The organism is Leifsonia sp. McL0627, from assembly GCF_058244615.1.
The window spans coordinates 702575-728190 of sequence record NZ_JBZCGM010000003.1; the positions used below are offsets into that span (position 1 = coordinate 702575).

Sequence of the window (25616 nt, forward strand, 5' to 3'; positions counted from 1 at the left end):
CGGTAACCGCTCGAAGACGGGGGTGCGAAGTACCGTGGACCCTATGGCTACGAGCACCAAGTCGACATCGCGCGCGCGGAACTCCTCCGGCCGCGGCGGCTCGACCGCGCGCAAGCCGGCGGCGAAGACCACGGCCCAGAAGACGGTCGCATACCCCACCGCCGACGCGGGGCCGAATCCTCTCGTCCGCGCGTGGATGGGCCTCGCCCACCTCACGGGAGCCGCCTTCCGCGCCCTCGGCCCGGAGAAGCTCGCCAAGGAGGAACGCAGGGACGGCTTCCCGTTCTTCCTCGTCCTGCTCGCCGTCGCCGGCGCGGTGGTCGAATGGTTCCTCATCAACGACGCCGTCGCCCGCACACTTGATGCGTGGACCTTCGGCGGTCTGTTCGGCCGGGTGGCGTTCGCGCTCCCCGTCATCATGGTCATCTTCGCCGGGTGGCTGTTCCGGCACCCGAGCTCCGTGCACGACAACACCCGCATCGGCATCGGGCTGAGCATCCTCCTGCTCACCATCTCCGGGCTGTGCCATCTGTTCAGTTCGCACCCGCAGCCGAGCGACGGCATGGCGATGCTCGCGCAGGCCGGGGGAGTGCTCGGCTGGCTGCTCGCCGCGCCCCTGTCCGCCCTGATCACGCCATACGGTGCGGCAGCGGTCATCATCGTGCTGCTCATCCTCAGCATCTTCATCATCACCAAGACGCCGCCGAACAAGGTCGGCGTCCGTGTGCGCGAGCTCTACGCCTATCTGTTCGGCGCGCAGCTGGCCACCGAGGAGGAGCGCCAGGCGGCCAAGGAGGCCAAGACCCAGCAGGTCGAGCTCGACGGCATCGACGACGACGCGGCGCCGGAGGAGGCCAACCTGCCCTGGTGGCGCAGGAACAAGTCCGGCCGCGAGGAAGACCCGGCGTTCGACACCCCGGTCGTCGACGACAGTCTCACCGAGGTGTTCGGCGACAAGTCCAAAGGCAAGGGCGAATTCGCCACAGCGCTGGAGCCCGACCCGTCGAGCGACCACTACAACACCGAGGTTCTCAGCGAGCTCGCGCTCGCGGAGGATGCGGTCAAGCGGTTTACGGGCGAGATCGCACCGGGCTCCGCTGCCCCGATCGTGCCCGCCGTCCCGGCGGTGCTGCCCGGTTTCGTCCCGGACGCCGCCGGTGCAGGAGCGGACGACTTCGACGAGACCGCCACGCTCCCGTCGGCGTCGGAGCCCGCGGCGCCGTACCACCTGCCGGCGGCCGGAATGCTGTCCGAGGGAACGCCGGCCAAGACCAGGTCGAGCGCCAATGACGACATCGTCGCGGCGATCACCGAGGTGCTCACCCAGTTCGGCGTCGATGCCAAGGTCACCGGATACTCGCGAGGGCCGACGGTCACGCAGTACGAGATCGAGCTCGGCCCCGGCGTGAAGGTGGAGCGCGTCACCGCGCTCAGCAAGAACCTCTCATACGCGGTCGCGAGCAACGAGGTCCGCATCCTCTCGCCCATCCCCGGCAAGAGCGCGATCGGCATCGAGATCCCCAACTCCGACCGCGAGATCGTCTCCCTCGGCGACGTGCTGCGTTCCGGAGCCGCCACGAAGAGCACCCACCCGATGACCATCGGCGTCGGCAAAGACGTCGGCGGCGGCTTCGTGGTCGCCAACCTGGCCAAGATGCCCCACCTCCTGGTGGCCGGTTCCACCGGCTCCGGAAAGTCGAGCTTCGTCAACTCGATGATCACCAGCCTGCTGATGCGCGCCAAGCCATCCGACGTCCGCATGGTGCTGATCGACCCGAAGCGCGTCGAGCTCACCATTTACGGCGGCGTTCCCCACCTCATCACGCCCATCATCACGAACCCCAAGAAGGCGGCGGAAGCGCTGCAGTGGGTCGTGAAAGAGATGGACATGCGCTACGACGACCTGGCGAGCTTCGGTTTCCGGCACATCGACGACTTCAACAAGGCCGTCGTGAACAACGAGATCGTGCTCCCGGCCGGCAGCGAGCGCAAACTCAAGCCGTACCCCTATCTGCTGGTGGTGGTCGACGAGCTCGCCGACCTGATGATGGTCGCCCCGCGCGACGTCGAGGACTCGATCGTGCGCATCACCCAGCTGGCGCGCGCCTCCGGGATCCACCTGGTGCTCGCCACGCAGCGGCCGTCGGTCGACGTCGTTACCGGCCTCATCAAGGCGAACGTCCCGTCACGTCTCGCGTTCGCCGTGACGAGCGTGACAGACTCCCGCGTCATCCTCGACCAGCCGGGCGCGGACAAGCTCATCGGCCAGGGCGACGCGCTGTTCCTCCCCATGGGCGCGTCGAAGGCCATCCGCGTGCAGGGCGCGTGGGTGAACGAGGCCGAGATCCAGAAGGTTGTCGAGCACGTCACCCGCCAGGCACGGCCGGAGTACCGGCAGGATGTCGCCGCCTCGGCAGAGAAGAAGCAGATCGACTCCGACATCGGCGACGACCTCGAGCTGCTGCTCGCCGCCGCCGAGCTGGTGGTGTCGACCCAGTTCGGCTCCACCTCGATGCTGCAGCGCAAGCTGCGCGTCGGCTTCGCCAAGGCCGGACGCCTGATGGACCTGCTCGAATCGCGCGAGATCGTCGGCCCGTCCGAAGGGTCGAAGGCCAGGGACGTTCTCGTGACGGCGGAACAGTTGCCCGCCGTGCTCGCAACACTTCGCGGCCAGGACACCCCCGCCGCTGCGGCCGCGGGAGCAGCGCCGTCCGCCGCCGCCTCGTCCGCCGACGACGACCAGTACGCGGGAGACCCTGTCGCGCGGATGACCGAGGGCTATCCTGAGGTGGACGGCGACTCGGACGAGGACGCCTGGCAGCTGACCGACAGGGAGTAGACCACATGTCGGTGCACGACACGCCTCCGCCTGCTCCGGCGGAGGGCACACCGTCACGCGCGAGCAACTGGAACGTGCCCAACATCATCACGGTGGTGCGCATCCTCTTGGCGCCGCTGTTCGTGTGGATGCTCCTGGCCGACGCCGGGGACGACGGCTGGCTCCGCTGGGCGGCCGCCGTGCTGTTCGTCATCGCGATCGCCACCGACGGCGTCGACGGCGCCATCGCCCGGCGCAACAACCTCGTCACCGAGCTGGGCAAGCTCCTCGACCCCATCGCCGACAAAGTGCTCACGGGGGGCGCGCTCGTCGCCCTCTCGATTCTGAACGAGCTGCCGTGGTGGGTCACCATCGTGATCCTCGTCCGCGAGATCGGTATCACCGTGTACCGGTTCGTCGTCATCAAGCAGGGCGTGATCGCGGCGTCGCGCGGCGGCAAGATCAAGACGATCGTCCAGTCGGTCGCCATCAGCCTCGCCCTGTTCCCGCTCTGGACGCTGTTCGGAGACTGGGTGTTCTGGGTCAACGGCATCGTGATGACGGCCGCGGTCATCCTCACCGTCGTCACCGGCCTCGACTACCTCTGGCAAGCGTGGAAGGGGCGGAGGGCGAAGCGTGCCGTCGTCTGATCCGACTGCCCGCCTCATCCCGTTCCTGGCCGCTCGCGGTCTCACCGTCGCCGCCGCGGAGTCGCTGACCGGCGGCGAGCTCGTCGCCGAGTTGACCCGCGTCGGCGGAGCGTCCTCCGTGGTGCTGGGCGGCGTGGTCGTGTACGCGACGGAGTTGAAACACACGCTGGTCGGGGTGGATGCCGAACTCCTGGCAGCCGAGGGTCCGGTGCATCCGGAGGTCGCCAGGCAGCTCGCCTCCGGGGTCAGGGACGCCCTCGCCGTCGGTGGCAGGCCGGCCGACATCGGACTCTCCACCACGGGCGTCGCCGGTCCTGACGAACAGGGCGGTCGGGCGGTCGGCACGGTGTTCGTCGGTATCGCGACCGCCGCCCGTACGCGGGTGGTCGAACTCGCGCTCAACGGGACGCGCTCCGAAATCCGGCGCCAGGTCGTCGAGTCGGCGCTCGCTGAGCTGGCTGCCGAGGTCGATCTCGATCCGGTGTGACCGGCGGGAATACCTGCTGTTACGGTCTCGTTACACCTGCTGCATTCACAAGAAAAGCCCAGTCGTCGCCGATATCGTTGAGCCTCATAAGATGCGCTAGTCTTGGCATCCGCATTAAGGTCCGATACGTCGGCAGGGTAGAAGAAGGAGGCTCCGAATGATTCTTGTACGTCAGGAAATCGGCGACGTGCTCAGGGACTTCCGCCTGCAAAAGGGCCGTACGCTCCGTCAGGTGGCAAGCAAGGCGAGTGTCGCCCTCGGCTACCTCAGCGAGGTGGAGCGCGGTCAGAAGGAAGCTTCGTCCGAGATTCTCGCCTCGGTCGCCGAAGCGCTGGACACCCCCATCTCCGTCATCATGCGCGAGGTCGGTGACCGCCTCGCAGTGCTGGAGGGGATCGAGCCCATCATCCCCGACACCGTCCCAGACGAATTCGTCTCGGCGATGGACGCGGATCTGGTCGCACGCTGATTCAGACTCATCAGAGGACGCCCCGGGAGACCGGGGCGTCCTTCGTTTCCCCCGGCGCTCCGCGTCGGTGCCGACCCGTAGGGTGGATTCATGAAGTTGAGCGAGTTCCAGCGCGCGATCATCGACGAGTTCGGGTCCACGTACGGCCAGGCGCTCACGACCGACCTCGTGCTCGGCGAGCTCGGCAACCGCACGGCGCAGCAGGCGCTGGCCGCGGGCATCGCACCACGCGAGGTGTGGATCGCGCTGTGCCGTGAGGCCGGCGTTCCGCAGTCGCACTGGTACGGCGCCGGCAAACCCGCGCCGAAGCGCTGAGCCGCGTCTCTCTGCGCGCAGCCACGACACGCCGCCGGAAAAGTCTCGAAGATATGTTCGGATGTAGTTAGACTCCTTCACAACGGCAATCGAAAACGGGTTGTCCACAGTTCGCGCGGCCGACGCCCGAGTGTCGGACGTTCCCCATACAGTCGAACTCGTTAGCGAAGCCGAGAAGGAGAACTGCACATGCCATCACCCGCAGACCGCGAAAAGGCGCTCAAGACCGCGCTCGCGCAGATCGATCGCCAGTTCGGCAAAGGCTCGGTCATGCGACTGGGCAGCGACGAGCGCGCACCCGTCGAGGTCGTCCCCACCGGCTCGATCGCCCTGGATGTGGCGCTCGGCATCGGCGGACTCCCGCGCGGCCGCATCGTCGAGATCTACGGTCCGGAGTCGTCGGGTAAGACCACTCTGACCCTGCACGCGATCGCGAACGCCCAGCGCGTCGGCGGCATCGCCGCCTTCATCGACGCGGAGCACGCGCTCGACCCGGAATACGCCCGCAAGCTCGGCGTCGACATCGACGCCCTCCTCGTGTCGCAGCCCGACACGGGTGAGCAGGCGCTCGAGATCGCCGACATGCTGGTACGAAGCGGCTCGATCGACCTCATCGTCATCGACTCCGTCGCAGCACTCGTGCCCCGCGCCGAGATCGAGGGCGAGATGGGCGACTCGCACGTCGGCCTCCAGGCCCGCCTCATGTCGCAGGCGCTCCGCAAGCTCACCGGTGGTCTCAGCCAGACCAACACCACGATGATCTTCATCAACCAGCTGCGCGAGAAGATCGGTGTCTTCTTCGGAAGTCCCGAGACCACCGCCGGTGGTAAGGCGCTCAAGTTCTACGCCTCCGTCCGACTCGACATCCGCCGCATCGAGACGCTGAAAGACGGCGCGGAAGCGGTGGGAAACCGCACCCGCGTCAAGGTCGTCAAGAACAAGATGGCCCCGCCGTTCAAGCAGGCCGAGTTCGACATCCTCTACGGTGTCGGCATCTCCCGCGAGGGCAGCCTGATCGACTTCGGTGTCGAGCACGCGATCGTCAAGAAGTCCGGCGCCTGGTACACCTACGAGGGTGACCAGCTGGGTCAGGGCAAGGAGAACTCGCGTAACTTCCTGATCGCCAACCCCGACATCGCACTCGACATCGAGAACAAGATCAAGATCAAGCTCGGAATCGTGGCCGACCCGAACGCGGTCGCCGAGGCGCCCGACAACGTCGGATCCATCGAGGCGAAGCTGCAGGCCAAGAAGGGCGCCTAGCATTCACACGGTGCGCGGTCGGTCCGGCACGAAGGTGACGGGCCGACCGCGACCGTGGTCCGCAACGGACCGACGTGTGATGCTCGCCCGTCCACCGGGCCGGGCGAGCTGTGAGGCCGGGCAGGCTGTGGGGTCGAGAAGAAGTGAGGAGTAACCCGTGGTGGTGCGATTTCCTTCGGAGTCCGAGTCGGGAGCAGGCGTGAACTCGGACGATGCGACAACGCCGGATGCGCGACTCGCGCCGGTGACCTACCTGCCGCGCAAGAGCGGTGCCGCTGTGCTCGGGGCTGATCATCCCTCGCGGGGCGGCAGTTCGCGGGACAGTGGTGCGCGCGGCGGCGGTCCGCGGGGCGGCGGTCAACGGAGCAGTGGTGCGCGCGGCGATGGTCAGTGGAGCGGCGACGCCCCGCGGTCCGACGCGTCGGATGAGCCGGTGCCCGTGCGTCCGGTGGTCGCGCTTCCCGGCGCGCAGGTGCCGGAGGAGAGTGATGCGACCGAGGAGGCGGAGGACGGCAAGCAGGTCAAGCGCGCATCCAACGTGTCCATCCATCAGCTCGCCCGGCGCGGCATGTCGCGCTGGGAGCTGAAGCAGGTGCTCGCCAAGCGCGAGATCGACCCGGCCATCGCGCAGGCGGAGCTCAACCGGTTGGAGAGCGTCGGCCTGCTCGACGACGCGGCCCTCGCGGTCACCCTCGTGTACACGCAGCACACCAGGAAGGGTCTCGGGCGCTCCGCCATCTCCCAGGAACTCCATCGACGTCACATCGCGCCGGAGCTGATCAAGGAAGCCCTCGCCGAGATCGCGGACGAGGACGAGCTGGAGCGCGCCACCGAGCTGGCGATGAAGCGCGTGGGGCAGCTCTCTTCGTACGACGATGAGACGGCGAAACGCCGCCTGCACGGCTTCCTGGCGCGCAAGGGGTACAACTCGTCCGTCGTGCGGCAGGCGATGGATGCGGCCCTCGCCACCCGCGGCCGGCGCGGCGGGGTGCGGTTCCAATAGCCCCTGTCCGGCCCCGATTCGGCGGTGATCCGGCCTTGATCCGGTCCTGTTCGGTTCTTCGGGCCGGCGAACGTAAACTTGTCGCACTATGAGCATCACCGAAGAGCGCAGCACCATCATGCGGTCGGACGCAGCCGTCCGCGCGGACGGACGGGCGCGCACGTATGAAGTCAGAACGTTCGGCTGCCAGATGAACGTGCACGACTCCGAACGGCTGAGCGGCTCGCTGGAAGCAGCGGGCTACGTCGCCGCGGACGGCGAAGAGGCCGACATCGTCGTCATCAACACCTGCGCGGTCCGCGAGAACGCGGACAACAAGCTGTACGGCAATCTCGGGCACCTCGCCTCCGTCAAGAAGCGGCACGACGGGATGCAGATCGCCGTCGGCGGCTGCCTCGCCCAGAAAGACAAGAACGTCATCCTCGAGAAGGCTCCGTGGGTCGACGTCGTCTTCGGCACGCACAACATGGGCTCACTGCCGAGCCTCCTCGAACGCGCCAGGCACAACGACGCCGCCGAGATCGAGATCCTCGAATCCCTCGAGACCTTCCCGTCGACGCTCCCGACCAAGCGCGACTCCAGCTACAGCGGCTGGGTGTCCATCTCGGTCGGCTGCAACAACACCTGCACCTTCTGCATCGTCCCGTCGCTGCGCGGCAAAGAAAAGGACCGCCGCCCGGGCGACATCCTCGCCGAGATCCAGGCGCTCGTCGACGACGGGGCCATCGAGGTCACCCTGCTCGGCCAGAACGTCAACTCCTACGGCGTCGAGTTCGGCGACCGGCAGGCCTTCTCCAAACTGCTCCGCGCCGCGGGAGAGATCGAGGGGCTGGAGCGCATCCGGTTCACCAGCCCGCACCCCGCCGCATTCACCGACGACGTGATCGACGCGATGGCCGAGACCGGCTCGGTGATGCCGCAGCTGCACATGCCGTTGCAGTCCGGCTCCGACCGCATCCTCAAGTCGATGCGCCGCTCATACCGGTCCAAGAAGTTCCTCGGGATCCTCGACCGTGTCCGGGCGAAGCTCCCGGACGCGGCGATCAGCACCGACATCATCGTCGGCTTCCCCGGCGAGACCGAAGAGGACTTCCAGGAGACGATGCGGGTGGTCGAAGCGGCACGGTTCGCCTCCGCGTTCACCTTCCAGTACTCCATTCGCCCCGGCACTCCGGCCGCGACGATGGCCGACCAGGTGCCGAAAGAGATCGTCCAAGACAGGTACGAGCGCCTTGTCGCGCTCCAGGACCGTATCTCGCTCGAAGAGAACCAGAAGGTCATCGGTCGCCAGGTCGAACTGCTCGTCGCCAACGGTGAAGGTCGCAAAGACTCGGACACGCACCGCCTCAGCGGTCGGGCACACGACAGCCGCCTCGTCCACTTCGAGGTGCCGGAAGGCTCCGACATCCCGCGCCCGGGCGACGTCGTCACCGTGACGGTCACCCAGGCCGCTCCGTTCTACCTGATCGCCGACTCGGCCGACGGGGCTCCGCTCGCCATCCGCCGCACCCGCGCGGGCGACGCGTGGGACAGGGCGGAGGCCGAGTCCTGCGCCGTCCCCTCGCACGGAGACGGCGTGGCGTCCGGCGCGAAGGGCCGCGTATCGCTCGGACTGCCGACGCTCCGCGGCGGCGAACCGCTCACCTCGCCCGGTGTCGGCACCATGCCGATCTACGACCCGACGGACGGCCAGCGCTGACCGCGTCGTCGCGCGACGCCGCGGCCGACGCCGCCGCCGACGCCGACGCCGCGATCGTCGCGATCGTCGGCCCGACGGGCACCGGCAAGACCGACCTCTCCCTCTCCATCGCCGAGGCGCTGCGGGCGCAGGGTCGCGGCGCGGAGGTCGTGAACGCCGACGCCATGCAGCTCTACCGCGGCATGGACATCGGCACGGCGAAGATCCCGCAGGGGGAGTGGCGCGGCATCCCGCACCACCTGTTCGATGTGCTCGACGTCACCGACGAGGCCACCGTCGCCCGCTATCAGCCGGAGGCGCGGGCAGCCGTCACCGGGATCCTCGCCCGCGGCAATGTGCCGATCCTCGTCGGCGGGTCCGGACTGTACGTGTCGAGCGTCATCTACGACTTCCGTTTCCCCGGCACGGACCAGGAACTGCGCGCAGAGCTGGAGGCCGAGCTCGCCGCGCACGGTCCGGGGATGCTCCACCGGCGCCTCCTCGACATCGACCCCGTCGCCGCGAAGAACATCGGCGCGAGCAACGGGCGACGCCTGGTGCGGGCGCTCGAGGTGGTCGCCATCACCGGTGAGCCGGTCAGCGCCTCCCTGCCCGACGAGCCCGTGCCGTGGCATCCGGCGACCATCATCGGCCTTGCCGCCCCGCGCGACGAGCTCACGCAGCGACTGGATGCGCGGGTCGAGCGGATGTGGGACGCCGGCCTCCTCGACGAGGTCGAGCGCCTCCTCCCGCTCGGGCTGGAGCGCGGCGTGACAGCGAGCCGCGCGATCGGATACGCGCAGGCCCTCGCCGAGCTGCGCGGAGAGTTCACGCGGGCGGAGGCCATCGCGCAGACGCAACAGCTCACCCGGCGGTATGCGCGCAGGCAGGTCAGCTGGTTCAAACGCTACCCGCGCATCCACTGGCTGGACTACGACGACGAGAATCTGACGGCCGCGGCGCTCGGTAGGCTGTGAGCATGGCGACAACCCTCCACTTCACCAAAGGTCAGGGCACGGGAAACGACTTCGTGCTGTTCTCCGACCCGGACGGCCAGGTGAACCTCAGCCCCACGCAGATCGCCGAGATCTGCGACAGGCACTTCGGGATCGGGGCGGACGGAATCATCCGCGCCGTCCGGTCGAAGCACCTGCCCGAAGGTGCAGAGGCGCTGGCGGAGGACGACGCCGCCGAGTGGTTCATGGACTACTACAACGCCGACGGATCGCCCGCCGAGATGTGCGGCAACGGAATCCGGGTGTACGTGCGCTACCTGATCGCGTCGGGCCTCGCCGAGCTCGCCGACGGCGACACGCTCGCGATCGGCACCCGCTCTGGCGTGCGCGATGTTCAGCGCAACCTGACCGGGTTCCAGGTGGATCTCGGCCGGTGGTCGCTCGACGGCGGCGAGCCGCTGGTGCGTGCTAAGGAGCTTCCCGTTGCCCGGCCAGGGCTCGGCATCGACATAGGCAACCCGCACGTCGTGGTCGCCGTGGCCGACGAGTCGGAGCTGGAGGCCGCCGACCTCAGCTACATCCCGCACATCGAGCCGGAGCCGGTTGACGGCGCGAACGTCGAGTTCGTCGTGCCGCACGAGCCGCTCGTGGTCGACGGGGTCGGCCGCATCCGGATGCGCGTGCACGAGCGCGGGAGCGGCGAAACGCTGTCGTGTGGCACGGGTGCAGCGGCGGCAGCCCTCGCGGTGCGCTACTGGGCCGGTCAGGGCGCGCCCAACCAGTGGCGCGTCGACGTGCCGGGCGGCACGGTCGGCGTGCGCATGTTCGCGACGGAGGACGGCGAGCACGTCGCCCTCTCCGGCCCCGCCGAGCTCGTCTACACCGGCACCCTCGACCTCGCCTGACCCCTCCCGCCGCGCACACACCGGCTGCCGATGCAATCGAGTCGGGACTTATGCACGCGACACGCCGGGGTGTCGCGTGCATAAGTCCCGGCTCGATTGACTGGGGACCGGGGGTCAGGAGTCGGCGGGAGTGGGAGCAGCGGGCGCGGACGCGGACGCGGGCGGCGTGGACGCGGCGGAGCGGCGGGCGCGGAGGACGCGGTAGCCCTTGGAGGTGGCCGCGCGGGTGGTGGTCAGGTCGGGGAAGGTGCCCTGCATCCAGCGGTGCAGCGAGTCGGAGCCGAGGTTGCGCTGCACGACGAGCCAGGCGTCCGAGCCGGGTTCGAGGCGCGGGAGCCAGCGCTCCAGCAGGTTGTGCAGCTCGTTCTTGCCCACCCGGATGGGCGGATTCGACCAGATCGTCGTAAAAAATACATCATCGGGAACATCATCGGGCGTCGATGTGTTTACATTGGTGAGTCCGAGTTTTTGCGCATTCCTGCGCACCACGTCCAACGCTCGGGTATTGACGTCGACGGCCCAGACGGTCGCGTGAGGGGATTCGAGAGCAAGTGTGAGAGCCACAGGTCCCCAGCCGCATCCGAGGTCGAGCAACTGACCCCCGGGTGGCGCAGCGGGGACATGGTCGAGGAGCACTCGCGTACCCGTGTCGACGCGCTCGGGGCTGAAGATCCCGTTCGCCGTCGTCAGTTCGTAGGTCTGCCCAGCGAGACGGACCGTGAACGGACGGAGCTTCAGTTCGCTCTCGGGCGCCGGGGAAAAGTAGTGATCTCCGCTGGCCATAAGAGGACCGTACAGGACACTAACAAACTAGGGTTAACCCGGATGCAGGATTTTCAGATGAATGAACATGTGAGCACAGAAGAAACGCCGGAGACGGTCTCGTCGACGGACACCGAACGCGACGCCGACGTCGTTGCTCGCGTGCTCGCCAGCGCCGAGAGCCGCGCGGGCATGACGCTGTTCGGCGGGGGCGCTCAGGCGCTCCAGACCGAGCGCACGGACGACGCAGGGTTCGACGGCGATCAGTTCGACCGCGAGGAGCGTGCTGCGCTCCGTCGCGTCTCCGGGCTCTCCACCGAGCTCGAAGACGTCACCGAGGTCGAGTACCGGCAGCTGCGTCTTGAGAACGTCGTCCTGATCGGCGTCTACTCGCAGGGCAGCCTCCAGGATGCGGAGAATTCCATCCGGGAGCTCGCCGCGCTGGCGGAGACCGCTGGCGCTGTGGTGCTCGACGGCCTGCTGCAGCGCAAGCCGCACCCTGACCCGAGCACCTACCTCGGCAAGGGCAAGGCGCAGGAGCTCGCCGGCGTGGTCGCCGCGCTCGGTGCAGACACCGTGATCGCGGACACCGAGCTGGCCCCGAGCCAGCGGCGCGCGCTCGAAGACGTGGTGAGGGTGAAGGTGATCGACCGCACAGCGGTGATCCTCGACATCTTCAGCCAGCACGCCAAGAGCCGCGAGGGCAAGGCGCAGGTCGAGCTGGCTCAGCTCGAATACCTGCTGCCGCGGCTGCGTGGCTGGGGCGAGTCGATGTCCCGGCAGGCCGGTGGCCAGGTCGGTGGAGCGGGCGCCGGGATGGGTTCGCGTGGTCCTGGTGAGACGAAGATCGAGCTGGACCGCCGCCGCATCCACACCAGGATGGCGAAGCTGCGCAAGCAGATCGCCGGCTTCAAGCCGGCACGCGAGGCGAAGCGGGCGAACCGCAACCGCAACGCGGTGCCGTCCGTCGCCATCGCCGGGTACACGAACGCGGGCAAGTCGAGCCTGCTCAACCGCATCACCAAGGCGGGCGTGCTGGTCGAGAACGCCCTGTTCGCGACCCTGGATGCGACCGTCCGCAAGTCGGTGACCGCCGACGGCCGTCTCTACACGCTGGCCGACACCGTCGGTTTCGTGCGCAACCTGCCGCACCAGCTGGTGGAGGCGTTCCGCTCGACGCTCGAAGAGGTCGCCGAGTCGGACGTGATCGTCCACGTGGTGGATGGGTCGCACCCGGACCCGTCCAGCCAGCTGGCGACGGTTCGGGATGTGATCGGCGAGGTCGGTGCGCGTGAGCTGCCGGAGATCGTGGTCTTCAACAAGTCGGACCTGATCACGCCGGACGACCGGCTGGTGCTGCGCGGGCTGGAGCCGGGGGCGATCTTCGCCTCGGCACGCACGGGCGAGGGGATCGACGAGATCCTGGCCGCCATCGCGCGGCTGCTGCCCGACCGTTCCGTCGAGGTCGACCTCGTGGTCCCGTACGACCGCGGGGATCTCATCTCGGCGCTGCACGAGCGTGGGCGCGTCCTCTCGACCGACTACGCCGAAGACGGCACTAGGGTGAAGGCGCGTGTGATGCCCGAGTACCTGTCGGTGTTCGAGGCGTTCGCTGTGGAGCCGACCGCGTAGAGGCCGAAACGCATCACGAAGCCGGGGCAGGGCCATCCTGTCCCGGCTTCTGCGTATCCGGGGCTGGGCGTGCATCCGGGGCTATGCGTGCATCCGGAGCCGTGCGTGCATCCGGGGCTATGCGTGCATCCGGAGCCGTGCGTGCATCCGGAGCCGTGGGCGTCCCAGTTCCGTCGAGAACCCGCGCGTGCAGCTCCAGCGTGAGCTGGTGGATCGCGCGGGTCAGCTCGGTGTTCTCCTCCAGCAGCTTCTCCTGCGCCGTGTAGTCGTGGTCGGCCTTCGCCTGCTGGAACGCCGCCTGCCTGTTCTGCCCGATCATCACGAACGTGGAGAGGAAGATCGCCTCCAGCGACACGATCAGGGTCAGTGTCGGCCACGGGTTCTTCTCCAGCACGAGCATCCAGACGGCGAAGAGCAGGATGTGCAGATAGACGAACATCATCGACCCGGCGAACGCCGTGATCGCGTCGGCGATCCGCAACTGCACACTGGAGGCGCGGCGTTGCGCCTCCGCGAGCACCGACGGGTGCAGGCGTGCCGCATCCCTGGTCGCCAGCAGTTTCGTCGGCCGCAACACGGGCGGGAGATGCCGGCGGGCGGGCGTCGTTGCTGGGGCGGTGCTCTGCTGGGACATGGTCGTGACCTCACGCTGTACGGGCGGGAACGTCCCGTCCTCCAGCGAGCGTATGCGCTCGGAAACCCGCGGATTCTGCGGGGTCTCACACATTCGGCCGTCACACGATGACACAGAACGGCGCCACTCGGGCCAAACGGCTGTAGATTGCCTTCAACCGCAGCGGGCGATCCGCTCGGTGGTGCGACAGCCGAGCCCGGCACCCGCCCGCGAACACCTCACCGAACGGCCACGGCCGCCCGGTGGGGCCCCACCTTGACCGAGGCGGGCGCGGCCCCGGGCGGGGTTCCGCGTTTCGCCGCCGAGACCCTTCAGAGGACGCCATGAGCTGTACGGACGCGCGGTTCTCGTTCGAGCTGTATCCGCCGCGGAACGCACGCGCCGCCGAGGCGCTGCCCGCGACGATCCTGAAGCTCGCGGCCGCGCATCCGGACTTCATCTCCGTCACCTACGGCGCCAACGGGTCGTCCAGGTCGTCGTCGCTGGACGTGCTGCGGTACATCCTCGACAACACGGACGTCAGCCCGATGGCGCACCTCACCTGCGTCGGCTCGTCGCACGCCGAGGCCGCGACACTCATCCGGGAGTTCCTGGATGCGGGCATCCGCCGGTTCCTGGCCGTGCGCGGAGACCCGCCAGCCGACCTGGCGCCCGGCGAGACCGGACTCGGCGACCTGCACAGCTCCGCCGAACTGGTGCAGCTCATCCACCGGGTGCAGGCGGAGCGCGTCCCATACGGCGAGCTGGCCGTACCCGGGCTGGCCGCGCGGACGGTGCTGTCGCACCGGGAGCACGTGCAGATCGCCGTGGCGGCGTTCCCGAACGGCCACCCCACCTCGCACGGGTTCTCCCAGGACATCGACACGCTGCTGGCCAAGCAGGCAGCGGGGGCGAACCTCGGCATCACCCAGCTGTTCTTCCACCCGGAGGACTACCTCACCTTCGCCCAGAAGGCCAAGGATGCGGGAGTCGCCTTCCCGATCCTGCCCGGCATCATGCCGGTCACCAGCCCGGCGAGGCTCAAACGGATGCTCGAACTCAGCGGGGAGGACCTGCCGAGCGAGCTCGCGATCCAGCTCGAGATCGAGCCGACGGAGGAGGGCCAGCGCGAGATCGGGATCGCGTGGGCGGCCGACTTCGCCCAGAAGCTGCTCGACGGCGGCGCCCCAGGCATCCACTTGTACACGTTCAATCAGCATCAGGCGGTGCTCGCCGTGCTCGAACGGGTGGGACTGCTGGATGCGCGCGGCTCCGACCACGCGAGCCTGCCGACCACCACCGACACGACCTCCACCACCACAACGACCTCTTCCACCACGACCGACCCCAGCACCACCGAAAGGGAACCAGCATGACCGACACGACGCCCAGCACCCCCTTCCCGACGGGAACGATCATCGGCTACCCGCGCATCGGCCGCCGGCGCGAGCTGAAGAAGGCGGTCGAGAGCTTCTGGTCAGGAGCGATCACCGCCGACGATCTCGAAGCGGCCGCCGCCGACCTGCGCGCCGCCACCCGCGAACGGCTCGCCGCACTCGGCCTCGGCCGCGACGACGCCTCCATCCCGGAGAGCTTCAGCTACTACGACCAGGTGCTGGATGCGGCCGTGACGGTCGGCGCGATCCCGTCGCGGTTCGCGGCGCTCGCGGACGCGGACGGTGCCGTCGACCTGGCCGGGTACTTCACCATCGCCCGGGGCGAAGGCGACAATGCGCCGCTGGAGATGACGAAGTGGTTCGACTCCAACTACCACTACCTCGTGCCCGAGATCGGCCCGGAGACCGCGTTCCGGCTCGCCTCCGACCGCATCGTCCGTGAGTTCGAGGAGGCGAAGGCGGCCGGGTTCGTCACGCGTCCGGTGATCGTCGGACCGGTGACGTTCCTGCTGCTCAGCAAGCCGAGCGACGAGGCGCAGGAGGGCTTCCGTCCGCTGTCGCGCCTCGGCGACCTGCTGCCCGTCTACGCCGAACTGCTCGCACGTCTCGGCGCCGCCGGCGCACCGTGGGTGCAGCTGGACGAGCCGGCGCTCGTCAGCGAAAGCATCGACGAGCCCAGGGAGGCCGTGCTCGCGGCCCTCGCGACGGCCTACGACACGCTCGGCGCGGTCGCCGGGCGTCCCGCGCTGTTCGTGGCCGCCCCGTACGGCAGCCTGGACGATGCACTTCCGGTGCTCGCTGCGTCGCCGGTCGAGGCGATCTCGCTCGACCTGGTGCGCGGCTCCGTGCCCCGCGGGCTCGACGCGACCACCGCATCCGGATTGTCGGGCAAGACCGTCGTCGGCGGCGTGGTCGACGGGCACAACATCTGGCGCGGCGACCTCGAGGCCGCGTTCGGCACGCTCACCGAGCTGCTGTCGCTCAGCCCGGACGTCGCGGTGTCCACCTCGACCTCGCTGCAGCACGTGCCGCACGACGTGGACGACGAGCCGGAGCTGTCCGACCACCTGAAGAGCTGGCTGGCATTCGCCGACCAGAAGGTCGCCCAGGTCGCCACGCTGGCTCGCGGGCTGGTAGACGGGCACGAGGCGATCCAGGACGAGCTGAGCGCGGCCTCCGCGTCGCTGGCGGATCGAGCTGCGGCGCCCGGCGTGCGGGTCGCAGCGGTGCGGGAGCGCGAGGAGGCGCTGACGGAGGCCGACTTCGCGCGCGGAGAGTACGAGGACCGTCTGGCCGCTCAGGATGCGGCCCTCGGGCTGCCGTTCCTGCCCACGACCACGATCGGGTCGTTCCCGCAGACCGGCGACATCCGCCGCTCGCGCGCACAGTTCGCCAAGGGACTCATCACCGAGGCGGAGTACCTCGGCCGGATGCGCGATGAGATCAAGCGCGTGGTCGACCTGCAGGAGGAGATCGGCCTCGACGTCATCGTGCACGGCGAGCCGGAGCGCAACGACATGGTGCAGTACTTCGCCGAGAACCTCGACGGGTTCGCGGTGACCCAGAACGGCTGGGTGCAGTCGTACGGGTCGCGCTGTACACGTCCGTCCATCCTGTGGGGTGATGTGTCGCGGCCGAAGCCGATCACGGTCGACTGGTCCACGTACACGCAGAGCCTCACGCCGAAGCCGGTCAAGGGCATGCTCACCGGGCCGGTGACCATCCTGGCCTGGTCGTTCGTGCGCGACGACCAGCCGCTCGGCGAGACCGCCCGGCAGGTGGCGCTCGCGCTCCGCGACGAGATCGCCGACCTGGAGGCGGCGGGCATCGGCGTCGTGCAGGTGGACGAGCCTGCGTTGCGCGAACTGCTGCCGCTGAAGAAGGCGGACCACGCGGAGTACCTGGACTGGTCAGTCGGGTCGTTCCGGCTCGCAACGTCGGGTGTGCGCGACGAGACGCAGATCCACACGCACCTCTGCTACTCGGAGTTCGGTGTGGTCATCGACGCGATCCGCAACCTGGATGCGGATGTCACCAGCATCGAGGCCGCGCGCTCCCGGATGGAGGTCGTCCACGACATCCAGAGCTCCGGGTTCGAGCACGGCATCGGGCCGGGCGTGTACGACATCCACTCGCCGCGCGTTCCGTCGGTGGCCGAGGTCACGGAGTTGCTGGAGACGGCGCTCGGCGCGATCCCCGGCCGCCAGCTCTGGGTGAACCCGGACTGCGGTCTGAAGACGCGCGGCTACGACGAGACCGTCGCGTCGCTCCGCAACATCATCGAGGCGACCCGCGCCGTCCGCGCCTCCGCGCCCGCACCGGCGCTCTAACCCCGCGCCGCTCGCGTTCCAACGCCATCGAGCCCAGGCTTTCTACCGCTCAACCTTTCGGATAGCGGGAAAAAGCCTGGGCTCGCTGGCGTGTGGGGCGAGGATGGGGGAATGGTGGAGATCGGGGCTGACGCGTTCGAGGCGATGGTGGGCGAGGAGTTCGACGCGCTGCCGGCCGACATGGTGGGGCCGCTGGAGAACGTCGCCATCCTGATCGAGGACCAGCCGGTGGGGGCGCGGCCCCGGCTGTACGGGCTGTATAGCGGGCATCCGCTGACGCGGCGCGGGGTATACGGGTTCGGCGAACTGCCCGACCGGATCACGCTCTACCGCAACAACCTCGCGGCCAGTGCAGCCGACCTGGACGAGTTGCGGGCGCGCGTGCGAGTGACGCTGGTGCACGAGATCGGCCACTACTTCGGCCTCGACGACGCCCGCCTCCGCGAGCTCGGCTGGGCCTGACGCTCTCGGCCCACGTTCCGCGCTCGCACGCCCCGACGCAATCGAGTCGGGACTTATGCACGCGACACGCCGGGGTGTCGCGTGCATAAGTCCCGACTCGATGGCTGCGGGAGCCGGGCCGGGCGGGCGCGGGTCAGGCGGGCGCGGGTGAGGCGCGCGGGGTCAGACGGCTCGGAGGACGGCGACGACCTTGCCGAGGACTTCGGCGTAGTCGCCGAGGATGGGCTCGAAGTTGGAGTTGCGGGGGAGCAGCCAGGTGTGGCCGTCGCGCTGGCGGAAGACCTTGACCGTGGCCTCGTCATCGAGCATGGCCGCGACGATGTCGCCGTTCTCCGCCGTCTTCTGCGTGCGGACGACCACCCAGTCGCCGTCGCAGATGGCGGCGTCGATCATCGACTCGCCGACCACCTTCAGCATGAAGAGCTCTCCGTTGCCGACCAGCTGCCTGGGAAGGGGGAAGACTTCTTCCACCTGCTGCTCGGCCGTGATCGGGACGCCGGCGGCGATCCGGCCGACGAGCGGGACCATCGCGGCGTCGCCGACAGGGGTCTGGTTCTCGTAGTCGACGGAATCGGACGTGCTCGACGGCAGGTCGATCAGGATCTCGAGTGCGCGAGGACGGTTCGGGTCGCGGCGCAGGTACCCGCTCAGTTCGAGCTGGTTGAGCTGGTGGGTGACGCTGGACAGGGAGGAGAGGCCGACCGCGTCGCCGATCTCCCTCATGCTCGGCGGATAGCCGCGCTGGCTCACCGATTTCTGGATGACGTCGAGGATGGCCAGCTGTTTCTCGCTCAGGTTTTTACGTCTGCGCGTGCCCCCGCGCTCGCGTGCTCCCTGGTTGTCGTTCGCCACGGTCGTCCCTTTCGTGACCCGTCTGCGCATCCGGCCGGCCCGAATGTCGGTGGTGCCTGGTTGAGTGAAGTCCAGACAATCGAAACTGTATCCACGATGCAGGGCTAAAACAAACATGTGTTCGAGCGTGTCTCGAAATCACTAGGAGTTTTGGCCCCTGAATCTCGCTTGTGGTTTCAAACATTCGAAGATATATTCGGAACACAGCTTCGCATCCGACCTGCCGGCCAAGCATCGGATGCGGAATCTTAGGAGGTCAGCAGCATGAGCACAGCAACGGTCACGATGACGACGTCGCAGTTCCAGACGCCCGCCGGCGCGCACACGCGCCTCCGGCTCACGCGGCGCGGACGCGTCGTCCTCACCACGCTGGCCTCCGTGCCGCTCATCATCGGCGCCCTCGTCTTCGCGCTCAACGGCGGCGGCGCGGCGGCGTCGGGTGACCAGGCCCACGTGAAGTTCCAGTACGTGACGGTGGAGTCGGGGCAGTCGCTGTGGAGCATCGCCGAGAAGCTCGCGCCGAGTGCCGACCCGCGCGACGTGATCGCGGACATCGTGTCGCTGAACCAGCTCGACACCGCCGTCGTCTCGCCGGGGCAGCAGCTGGCCATTCCGTCGCAGTACGGGCGGTAGGCGGGCACATCCCGCCGCGTGGCGTCACGCGGGCCGCGGGCTGGCTAGCATTGTCTAGTGACCTCTCTTTCCGATCTGCCGATTCGTGATGACTTGCGGGGGAAGACCCCGTACGGAGCGCCGCAGAAGGCCGTTCCCGTGGCGTTGAACGTGAACGAGAACACGCATCCGGTGCCTGCGGACGTCGCCGCGGATATCGTCGAGCGCGTCGCAGCAGCACTCGGCAGCGTCAACCGGTATCCGGATCGCGAGTTCACCGAACTGCGCGAGAGCTTCGCTCGATACCTCGGCCACGGGCTGACCGCCGAGAACATCTGGGCGGCGAACGGGTCCAACGAGGTCCTGCAGCACATCCTGCAGGCGTTCGGCGGCCCAGGGCGCAGCCTGCTCGGCTTCTCGCCGACATACTCCATGTACCCTCTGCTCGCCTCCGGCACCGGCACGTCCTGGATCGGCGCGACCCGCGACGGCGAGTACGAGCTGTCCGCGGACACGGCGGCCGAGCAGATCCGGCGCGAAGATCCGGACATCGTCATCCTGTGCTCGCCGAACAACCCCACCGGCACACCCCTGTCGCTCGCGACGATCGAGGCGGCGTACGACGCCGCCCGCGGCATCGTGATCGTCGACGAGGCGTATGCCGAGTTCCTTCCCGACGGCGAGCAGACCGCGTTGAGCCTGCTGCCCGGTCGTCCGCGTCTGCTCGTCTCGCGCACCATGAGCAAGGCGTTCGCGTTCGCCGGCGCCCGCGTCGGCTACCTGGCCGCCGATCCCGCTGTCGTGGATGCGCTCCGCCTCGTTCGCCTGCCGTATCACCTGTCCGCGCTGACGCAAGCCGCCGCCCTCGGCGCGCTGGCCCACTCCGGTGAGATGCTCGCGATGGTCGGGGAGATCCGCATCCAGCGCGACCGGCTCGTCACCGAACTCGCCAGGCTCGGCTACCAGCCGCACCGCAGCGGGAGCAACTTCGTGCTGTTCGGCGGGGTCGCCGACCCGCACGCGACGTTCGAGGCGCTGCTGGAGCGCGGCGTCCTGATCCGTGACATCGGCATCCCGAACCACCTGCGCGTGACTGCGGGCACCGAGCAGGAGACCACCGCGTTCATCGACGCCCTCGCGGCTCTCGGGCGACCGGACGCCCCGGTAAACTCGCTGTCATGACGAACCGCATCGCCACCCTGCAGCGCGAGACCAGCGAGTCCAGCATCGAGCTGAGCATCGACCTCGACGGCACCGGCGAGACGGACATCGAGACGTCCGTCCCGTTCTACGACCACCTGCTCACGGCGTTCGCGAAGCACTCGCTCACCGACCTGCGCGTGCGCGCCAGCGGAGACACCGACATCGACGTGCACCACACGGTCGAAGACATCGGCATCGTCCTCGGCCAGGCCATCAAGCAGGCGCTCGGCGACAAGCGCGGCATCTCCCGCTACGGGGATGCACTCGCTCCGCTCGACGAGGCGCTCGTGCAGGCCGTGGTCGACATCTCGGGACGCCCGTACCTCGTGCACACAGGGGAGCCCGCTGGGTTCGAGCTTCACCTCATCGGAGGCCACTTCACCGGGTCGATGGTGCGACACGTGTTCGAAGCCATCTCCTTCAACGCCGCGATCACCACGCACATCACCGTCGTCGGCGGGCGCGACCCGCACCACATTGCGGAAGCGGAGTTCAAGGCGTTCGCGCGCGCGTTCCGCCAGGCCAAAGCGCTCGACCCGCTGATCACCGGCATCCCCTCCACCAAGGGGGCCCTGTGAGCAGACCCGACGTCGTCGTCTTCGACTACGGAACGGGCAACGTCCACTCCGCGGTCAAAGCGCTCGAAGAGGCGGGTGCGAACGTCGAGCTGACCGGCAACCGCCGACGCGCGCAGGATGCCGACGGTCTCCTGGTGCCCGGCGTGGGTGCGTTCGCCGCCGTCATCGACGCACTGCGCGCCTCCCACGGCGACGAGGTCATCGACCGGCGTCTCGCCGGTGGTCGGCCGGTGCTCGGGATCTGCGTCGGGATGCAGGTGCTCTTCGAGCACGGTGTCGAGCACGGCGTCGCCTCGGAAGGTCTCGGCGAGTGGCCGGGGACCGTCGACCTCCTCCAGGCCGACGTGGTGCCGCACATGGGCTGGAACACGGTCGAAGCGCCAACAGACTCCGCCCTCTTCGACGGGCTGCACGACGAACGGTTCTACTTCGTCCACTCGTACGCCGCTCAGGACTGGACGCTGGACGTCATGCCGCCGTTCCCGAAGCCACGCGTCACCTGGGCGCAGCACGGCACCCCCTTCATCGCCGCGGTCGAGAACGGGCCGCTCAGCGCGACCCAGTTCCACCCGGAGAAGTCCGGACGTGCGGGCATCCACCTGCTCCGCAACTGGATCGGCACCCTCTAGCCACGTGTCACACCCCGAGCCCGCCGCGATGGTGCGGGCCCAACCGAGGAAGATCATGAGCGAATTCAACAACACCCCCCGGCTCGTCCTGCTGCCGGCGGTCGACGTGGCTGACGGCAAAGCCGTGCGCCTGACCCAGGGAGAGGCCGGTTCGGAGACGAGCTACGGCGACCCGGTCGACGCCGCTGCGGAGTGGGCGAACCAGGGCGCCGAGTGGATCCACCTGGTCGACCTCGATGCCGCGTTCGGCCGGGGCGACAACCACGCGATCCTGAAGAAGGTCATCAAGCAGGTCCGCGGCGTGAACGTGGAGTTGTCCGGTGGCATCCGCGACGACGCGTCGCTGGAGTCGGCCCTCGAGATCGGCGCCAAGCGCATCAACCTCGGCACGGCGGCGCTGGAGAATCCCGAGTGGGCGGCGAACGTCATCGGGCAGTACGGCGAAGCGATCGCGGTCGGCCTGGATGTGCGTGGCACGACCCTCGCGGCCCGCGGCTGGACGCGTGACGGCGGCGACCTCTGGCAGGTCCTCGACCGGCTGGAGGACGCCGGATGCGCGCGCTACGTGGTCACCGACGTCACCAAGGACGGAACGCTCCGCGGCCCGAACCTCGACCTGCTGCGTGAGGTAATGGAGCGCACGGCGCGCCCGGTCGTCGCCTCCGGCGGCATCTCCAACCTCGACGACATCGCTGCGCTCCGCGAGCTGGTCTCGCACGGGCTCGAAGGCGCGATCGTCGGCAAGGCGCTCTATGCAGGCGCGTTCACGTTGCCCGAGGCACTGGATGTCGCGGGGCACTGAGCCGGAGGCGCCCGATGAGGGCGCTGGTGGCGTTACCGGCGGTGGCGCGGCTGGAGCCGCATCCGCCGGGCAGCACGCGTCAGACGGCCCGAGCGCCAAAGGCGCTGCGCGGCTGAGCGGTTTCGCCGCGCAGCTCGCCGCCGACGCCGGACGCCTGGCGGACTCGGCAGGGCAGCCCTGGGAGGGGCGTGCGTTCGATGACAACGCATTCGGCGACGACGACGGGAGCGCGCCTCCCGCGCTGCTCGGCGCCCTGGCGGCATTCCGGGCCGGCGAAGTCGGTGCGGAGGTTGTGGTCGACGCTGTGCGCGCATCCCGGTTGCTGATCCCGCTGATGGCACGGCTGGGCGAGAGTGACACGACCGACGACGGGCTGCTGATCGACAAGACGCAGGAGCTCGCGATCGTCACCGTGGCCGGTCCGGACGGGCGCACCGTGCTGCCGGTGTTCTCGTCGGTGACGGCGATGCAGACCTGGAACAGTCAGGCGCGTCCCGTGCCCGCCGACGGGAGGCGCGTCGCACTCGCCGCCGCCGCGGAGGAAACCGAACTGGTGGTGCTCGACCCGACGTCGGAGACCGAGTTCGTGCTGCGTCGTCCGGCATTGTGGGCCATCGCGCAAAGCCGGCCGTGGCTGCCGAGCGACCGCGATCCCGACGTGTTCAGGGCGTTCGCCGCCTCCATCGGGTCTGAGCTCGGCGTGCACGACATCGAGCTGGCCGCCGGCGACCCCGGCGCGCGGCTGGCCGGGGAGGAGCTCGTGGTGCGCCTGACGCTCGGGAGCGGACTCACCAGGGACGAACTGGATGCGGTCCTCGGCAGGCTCGCGCAGCGCTGGGCCGCCGACGACGTCATCGCCACGCGGGTCGACTCGCTGCGGGTGCAGCTCCGCGCCGCCGACTGACGCGCGGCGCGCGGGTCAGCGGCGGAGCATCCGGAGACCGGCGGTGAGGGCGAGCAGCCCGACCACGATCACGAAGGCGACCAGTACCGGCACGACCGGCCAGGCGATGAGCGCGACGCCGACCAGCAGCACGGGCACCGCCAGCCCGACGTAGGCCACCAGGAAGATCGCCGCGAGCACTTCCCCGCGGCGGTCGGGGGCCGCGAGCGACGCTGCGACGGCGATCGCGGAGCGGAACAGCAGGCCGACACCCGCCCCGGCGACGATGCCGCTGGCGACGAACAGCCAGAGGAGGGCATCGAGCACACCGACCGCGAGCCCGGCGAGGCCGACCACGACGAGTGGGATCGCGAGCACCAGCTGTGCCCGCGACGACAGTCGTGCGAACACGATCTGCGACACGGCCGACGTTGCGTATACCGAGAACGGCACGGCCCCGGCCATCAATCGGGAGGTCTCGTGCAGCACCCCGGAGAGCACCGTCGGCGCGAGGGAGCTGAAGAGTCCGAACACTGCGAACCCGGCGAACGCCGCGATCGCAGCCGCGGAGAACGTGCTGCGCGCCTCCCGGGGCAGTGAGATGCGCTGCGGCCGGTAGGCGGGGCGCTCCTCTGCACGCTCGACTGTCTCCGGAACCAGGGCGACGGCCACGGCCGCGACCGCGAGTACCACGAGGAACACCACGTACGGGAGGACCAGGGGAGCCGGCAGGAACTGCGCGAGCGCCCCGGCGATCAGCGGGCCGAGCGCGAGGCCGCCGGTGTTGACGACCGTGGAGACGGTTCCGGCGAGCCGGGGGCTCTCCTCGGGCCTCGCGGTCGAGCGCAGTTCGCTGAGGTGCGCCGTCGCGCTCGCGGTGAGCGCTCCGACCCCCACACCAGAGATGACTCGCGCGACGAGGAGGCCGGGCACGTCGTTCCAGACCAGGAACAGCATGGCGGCCACGATCTCGAGCGCGATGGCGACGAGGATCGTCCGACGGCGTCCCGCCCAGTCGCTGATGTGCCCGATCAGGAACAGGCTGGCCAGCACGCCGATCGCGTACGCGGCGAACACGACGGTGACCACCCAGCTCGGGAAGCCGTCCCGCTGCTGGTAGAGCGCGTACAGCGGCGTCGGCAGCGTGGAGAACGCCATCACGGCGAGGAAGGCGGCGGCGATGACCCAGAACCCGGAACCGTGGCGGAGTCGCCAGGCGCGCCGCCGGGGGAGAGGGCGAGCGGCGACGGCGGGTGTGGAGGAGGTCAGAAGTGCCATGTCGTCATCGTGCTCCTCCGCGGCCATCGAGTCCAACGGATATCACTGATAGGTGTAATCGGGTATTACGATTACCGGATGGACACCCGTCAGCTCGAGTACTTCGTGGCCGTCGCCGACGAGCTCAACTTCACCCGCGCCGCCGAGCGCGTGTTCGCCGCGCAGTCCACGGTCTCCGCCGGCATCCGGTCGCTGGAACGCGAACTGGGAGGTGCGCTGTTCGAGCGCGACAAGCACACCGTGCGGTTGACGTCGCTCGGCCGACAGGTGCTGGATGCGGCCCGAACCACCCTCGAGGCGACCGAGCGGATGCGACTGCTCGCCGACAGTTCCGGCGGTCTCCGCGGAGAGGTCCGGGTCGGCATCTTCACGAACCTCACCACCATCGACCTGCCGGGCATCATGGGCGAGTTCCACGAGCGCCACCCGCTCGTCGACCTCAGCCTCGGCCCGTCGCCCAGTGGGTCGACCGGGCTCGCGCGCGATGTTCAGCTCGGGCGGATCGACGTGGCGTTCCTCGGTCTGCCCGGCCGGGTGCCTGACCTGCATTACCAGGATCTCGCGGTCTCGCCGTTCGTCGCCGTGCTGCCGCAGGCGCATCCACTGGCCGGTCGCGCGGAGGTGTCATTGGCGGCTCTGGCCGATGAGCGCTGGGTGGATGCGCGGGAAGGCTTCGGAAACCGGGCGACCCTCGACCGCGCGTTCGACGCGCTTGGCCTCGCCAGGAGGGTGTCCACGGAGGTGTCCGACCTGGGCGAGATCCCGCGGTTCGTCGCCGCGCGGCTCGGGGTGGCGGCGATGCCGGAGCTGACGGTGCTTCGCGCCCCGGGGACGGTGGTTGTCCCGCTCGCGGAGCGCATCGACTGGACGCTGAGCGCCGTTGCGAGGACCAGGCCGAGCGCGGCGGCGGTGGCGCTGCTCGATCTGCTGAGCGAGCGGTTCGGGTCGCCCGTCCCGGAGGCGGCGCACTGACTGATCCTCAGCATTGCCCTATCCCCAGCCCTGCTCCCGGGCGTACTCTTTCTGGCGTCGCACCGCA

The 25616-nt window shown here is 69.0% G+C and carries 25 protein-coding genes; 21 read left to right on the forward strand and 4 right to left on the reverse strand.

Annotation, left to right across the window (positions count from 1 at the left end; translation table 11 throughout):
- The first annotated feature begins 43 nt into the window (after positions 1–43).
- The 10 genes from AC37TH_RS11585 (at position 44) to dapF (ending at position 10544) form a co-directional block, all read left to right on the forward strand.
- A complete protein-coding gene (locus AC37TH_RS11585; RefSeq protein ID WP_490764501.1) occupies positions 44–2839 on the forward strand; it encodes an FtsK/SpoIIIE family DNA translocase in 2796 nt (931 codons plus the stop codon).
- Positions 2840–2844: 5 nt separating this feature from the next.
- A complete protein-coding gene (gene pgsA, locus AC37TH_RS11590) occupies positions 2845–3468 on the forward strand; it encodes a CDP-diacylglycerol--glycerol-3-phosphate 3-phosphatidyltransferase (protein WP_490764502.1) in 624 nt (207 codons plus the stop codon).
- Positions 3455–3955, forward strand: coding sequence for a CinA family protein (locus AC37TH_RS11595; RefSeq protein WP_490764503.1), 501 nt, complete (start codon positions 3455–3457; stop codon positions 3953–3955). The genes pgsA and AC37TH_RS11595 overlap by 14 nt, the downstream gene beginning before the upstream one ends.
- A 157-nt stretch (positions 3956–4112) precedes the next feature.
- Entirely contained in the window at positions 4113–4424 is a 312-nt protein-coding gene (locus AC37TH_RS11600; RefSeq protein ID WP_055895785.1) for a helix-turn-helix domain-containing protein, read from the forward strand.
- Positions 4425–4514: 90 nt separating this feature from the next.
- A complete protein-coding gene (locus tag AC37TH_RS11605) occupies positions 4515–4739 on the forward strand; it encodes a DUF3046 domain-containing protein (protein WP_490764504.1) in 225 nt (74 codons plus the stop codon).
- 189 nt (positions 4740–4928) lie between these two features.
- Complete coding sequence (gene recA / locus AC37TH_RS11610; protein WP_490764505.1) at positions 4929–6002, forward strand: recombinase RecA; 1074 nt, start codon at positions 4929–4931, stop codon at positions 6000–6002.
- A 199-nt stretch (positions 6003–6201) separates the two neighbouring features.
- The gene (locus AC37TH_RS11615; protein ID WP_490764506.1) at positions 6202–7005 is read left to right on the forward strand and encodes a regulatory protein RecX; all 804 of its coding nucleotides are present in this window, start codon (positions 6202–6204) and stop codon (positions 7003–7005) included.
- A gap of 88 nt (positions 7006–7093) precedes the next feature.
- On the forward strand, positions 7094–8704 hold the full coding sequence (gene miaB / locus AC37TH_RS11620; RefSeq protein ID WP_490764507.1) for a tRNA (N6-isopentenyl adenosine(37)-C2)-methylthiotransferase MiaB: 1611 nt from the start codon (positions 7094–7096) through the stop codon (positions 8702–8704).
- Positions 8705–8757: 53 nt separating this feature from the next.
- Positions 8758–9660, forward strand: coding sequence for a tRNA (adenosine(37)-N6)-dimethylallyltransferase MiaA (miaA, locus tag AC37TH_RS11625; protein WP_490765106.1), 903 nt, complete (start codon positions 8758–8760; stop codon positions 9658–9660).
- A gap of 2 nt (positions 9661–9662) precedes the next feature.
- Complete coding sequence (gene dapF, locus AC37TH_RS11630; protein WP_490764508.1) at positions 9663–10544, forward strand: diaminopimelate epimerase; 882 nt, start codon at positions 9663–9665, stop codon at positions 10542–10544.
- A 114-nt stretch (positions 10545–10658) separates the two neighbouring features.
- On the opposite strand, the gene AC37TH_RS11635 is transcribed toward dapF, so the two are convergent.
- Complete coding sequence (locus AC37TH_RS11635) at positions 10659–11327, reverse strand: class I SAM-dependent methyltransferase (protein WP_490764509.1); 669 nt, start codon at positions 11325–11327, stop codon at positions 10659–10661.
- Positions 11328–11384: 57 nt separating this feature from the next.
- Between AC37TH_RS11635 and hflX the strand changes: the two genes are divergently transcribed.
- Positions 11385–12938, forward strand: a complete 1554-nt coding sequence (hflX, locus tag AC37TH_RS11640; RefSeq protein ID WP_490764510.1) for a GTPase HflX — start codon at positions 11385–11387, stop codon at positions 12936–12938.
- A 13-nt stretch (positions 12939–12951) separates the two neighbouring features.
- Here the strand turns inward: hflX and AC37TH_RS11645 are convergent, their stop codons facing one another.
- Entirely contained in the window at positions 12952–13572 is a 621-nt protein-coding gene (locus tag AC37TH_RS11645; protein ID WP_490764511.1) for a DUF1003 domain-containing protein, read from the reverse strand.
- A 323-nt stretch (positions 13573–13895) separates the two neighbouring features.
- On the opposite strand from AC37TH_RS11645, the gene AC37TH_RS11650 reads away from it, so the two are divergent.
- The 3 genes from AC37TH_RS11650 to AC37TH_RS11660 all read left to right on the forward strand — a co-directional run bounded on the left by AC37TH_RS11650 (position 13896) and on the right by AC37TH_RS11660 (position 17740).
- Positions 13896–14927, forward strand: a complete 1032-nt coding sequence (locus AC37TH_RS11650) for a methylenetetrahydrofolate reductase (protein ID WP_490764512.1) — start codon at positions 13896–13898, stop codon at positions 14925–14927.
- On the forward strand, positions 14924–17278 hold the full coding sequence (gene metE, locus AC37TH_RS11655) for a 5-methyltetrahydropteroyltriglutamate--homocysteine S-methyltransferase (RefSeq protein WP_490764513.1): 2355 nt from the start codon (positions 14924–14926) through the stop codon (positions 17276–17278). The genes AC37TH_RS11650 and metE overlap by 4 nt, the downstream gene beginning before the upstream one ends.
- 111 nt (positions 17279–17389) lie before the next feature.
- Positions 17390–17740, forward strand: a complete 351-nt coding sequence (locus AC37TH_RS11660; protein ID WP_490764514.1) for a metallopeptidase family protein — start codon at positions 17390–17392, stop codon at positions 17738–17740.
- A 162-nt stretch (positions 17741–17902) separates the two neighbouring features.
- On the opposite strand, the gene lexA is transcribed toward AC37TH_RS11660, so the two are convergent.
- Positions 17903–18622: a transcriptional repressor LexA gene (gene lexA, locus AC37TH_RS11665; RefSeq protein WP_490764515.1), complete on the reverse strand. Its 720-nt coding sequence runs from the start codon at positions 18620–18622 to the stop codon at positions 17903–17905.
- A 234-nt stretch (positions 18623–18856) separates the two neighbouring features.
- On the opposite strand from lexA, the gene AC37TH_RS11670 reads away from it, so the two are divergent.
- Genes AC37TH_RS11670 through AC37TH_RS11695 form a run of 6 tightly spaced genes read left to right on the forward strand, consistent with a single transcriptional unit; the run spans position 18857 to position 23320 of the window.
- Positions 18857–19225: a LysM peptidoglycan-binding domain-containing protein gene (locus AC37TH_RS11670; protein WP_490764516.1), complete on the forward strand. Its 369-nt coding sequence runs from the start codon at positions 18857–18859 to the stop codon at positions 19223–19225.
- Between the two features lie 57 nt (positions 19226–19282).
- Positions 19283–20386: a histidinol-phosphate transaminase gene (locus AC37TH_RS11675; RefSeq protein ID WP_490764517.1), complete on the forward strand. Its 1104-nt coding sequence runs from the start codon at positions 19283–19285 to the stop codon at positions 20384–20386.
- Positions 20383–20985: an imidazoleglycerol-phosphate dehydratase HisB gene (gene hisB / locus AC37TH_RS11680; protein ID WP_490764518.1), complete on the forward strand. Its 603-nt coding sequence runs from the start codon at positions 20383–20385 to the stop codon at positions 20983–20985. Before AC37TH_RS11675 ends, hisB begins: the two co-directional genes overlap by 4 nt.
- On the forward strand, positions 20982–21614 hold the full coding sequence (hisH, locus tag AC37TH_RS11685; RefSeq protein ID WP_490764519.1) for an imidazole glycerol phosphate synthase subunit HisH: 633 nt from the start codon (positions 20982–20984) through the stop codon (positions 21612–21614). Before hisB ends, hisH begins: the two co-directional genes overlap by 4 nt.
- Positions 21615–21669: 55 nt before the next feature.
- Positions 21670–22416 (forward strand): bifunctional 1-(5-phosphoribosyl)-5-((5-phosphoribosylamino)methylideneamino)imidazole-4-carboxamide isomerase/phosphoribosylanthranilate isomerase PriA, encoded by a 747-nt coding sequence (priA, locus tag AC37TH_RS11690; RefSeq protein WP_490764520.1) that lies wholly within the window; start codon positions 21670–21672, stop codon positions 22414–22416.
- Positions 22400–23320, forward strand: a complete 921-nt coding sequence (locus AC37TH_RS11695; RefSeq protein WP_490764521.1) for an SseB family protein — start codon at positions 22400–22402, stop codon at positions 23318–23320. Before priA ends, AC37TH_RS11695 begins: the two co-directional genes overlap by 17 nt.
- Before the next feature lie 15 nt (positions 23321–23335).
- Here the strand turns inward: AC37TH_RS11695 and AC37TH_RS11700 are convergent, their stop codons facing one another.
- Entirely contained in the window at positions 23336–24577 is a 1242-nt protein-coding gene (locus tag AC37TH_RS11700) for an MFS transporter (RefSeq protein ID WP_490764522.1), read from the reverse strand.
- Positions 24578–24655: 78 nt separating this feature from the next.
- Between AC37TH_RS11700 and AC37TH_RS11705 the strand changes: the two genes are divergently transcribed.
- Positions 24656–25549: a LysR family transcriptional regulator gene (locus tag AC37TH_RS11705; protein WP_490764523.1), complete on the forward strand. Its 894-nt coding sequence runs from the start codon at positions 24656–24658 to the stop codon at positions 25547–25549.
- Positions 25550–25616: the final 67 nt, after the last annotated feature.

Coding starts and splice junctions, on each gene's coding strand:
- AC37TH_RS11600 (WP_055895785.1), top strand. CDS start 4,113: ATGATTCTTGTACGTCAGGAAATCGGCGACGTGCTCAGGGACTTCCGC.
- AC37TH_RS11605 (WP_490764504.1), top strand. CDS start 4,515: ATGAAGTTGAGCGAGTTCCAGCGCGCGATCATCGACGAGTTCGGGTCC.
- metE (WP_490764513.1), top strand. CDS start 14,924: ATGACCGACACGACGCCCAGCACCCCCTTCCCGACGGGAACGATCATC.
- hflX (WP_490764510.1), top strand. CDS start 11,385: ATGAATGAACATGTGAGCACAGAAGAAACGCCGGAGACGGTCTCGTCG.
- AC37TH_RS11700 (WP_490764522.1), bottom strand. CDS start 24,577: ATGGCACTTCTGACCTCCTCCACACCCGCCGTCGCCGCTCGCCCTCTC.
- AC37TH_RS11585 (WP_490764501.1), top strand. CDS start 44: ATGGCTACGAGCACCAAGTCGACATCGCGCGCGCGGAACTCCTCCGGC.
- AC37TH_RS11635 (WP_490764509.1), bottom strand. CDS start 11,327: ATGGCCAGCGGAGATCACTACTTTTCCCCGGCGCCCGAGAGCGAACTG.
- lexA (WP_490764515.1), bottom strand. CDS start 18,622: ATGCGCAGACGGGTCACGAAAGGGACGACCGTGGCGAACGACAACCAG.
- AC37TH_RS11660 (WP_490764514.1), top strand. CDS start 17,390: ATGGTGGAGATCGGGGCTGACGCGTTCGAGGCGATGGTGGGCGAGGAG.
- AC37TH_RS11670 (WP_490764516.1), top strand. CDS start 18,857: ATGAGCACAGCAACGGTCACGATGACGACGTCGCAGTTCCAGACGCCC.
- pgsA (WP_490764502.1), top strand. CDS start 2,845: ATGTCGGTGCACGACACGCCTCCGCCTGCTCCGGCGGAGGGCACACCG.
- hisB (WP_490764518.1), top strand. CDS start 20,383: ATGACGAACCGCATCGCCACCCTGCAGCGCGAGACCAGCGAGTCCAGC.
- recA (WP_490764505.1), top strand. CDS start 4,929: ATGCCATCACCCGCAGACCGCGAAAAGGCGCTCAAGACCGCGCTCGCG.
- AC37TH_RS11645 (WP_490764511.1), bottom strand. CDS start 13,572: ATGTCCCAGCAGAGCACCGCCCCAGCAACGACGCCCGCCCGCCGGCAT.
- AC37TH_RS11650 (WP_490764512.1), top strand. CDS start 13,896: ATGAGCTGTACGGACGCGCGGTTCTCGTTCGAGCTGTATCCGCCGCGG.
- AC37TH_RS11695 (WP_490764521.1), top strand. CDS start 22,400: ATGTCGCGGGGCACTGAGCCGGAGGCGCCCGATGAGGGCGCTGGTGGC.
- miaB (WP_490764507.1), top strand. CDS start 7,094: ATGAGCATCACCGAAGAGCGCAGCACCATCATGCGGTCGGACGCAGCC.
- priA (WP_490764520.1), top strand. CDS start 21,670: ATGAGCGAATTCAACAACACCCCCCGGCTCGTCCTGCTGCCGGCGGTC.
- dapF (WP_490764508.1), top strand. CDS start 9,663: ATGGCGACAACCCTCCACTTCACCAAAGGTCAGGGCACGGGAAACGAC.
- AC37TH_RS11705 (WP_490764523.1), top strand. CDS start 24,656: ATGGACACCCGTCAGCTCGAGTACTTCGTGGCCGTCGCCGACGAGCTC.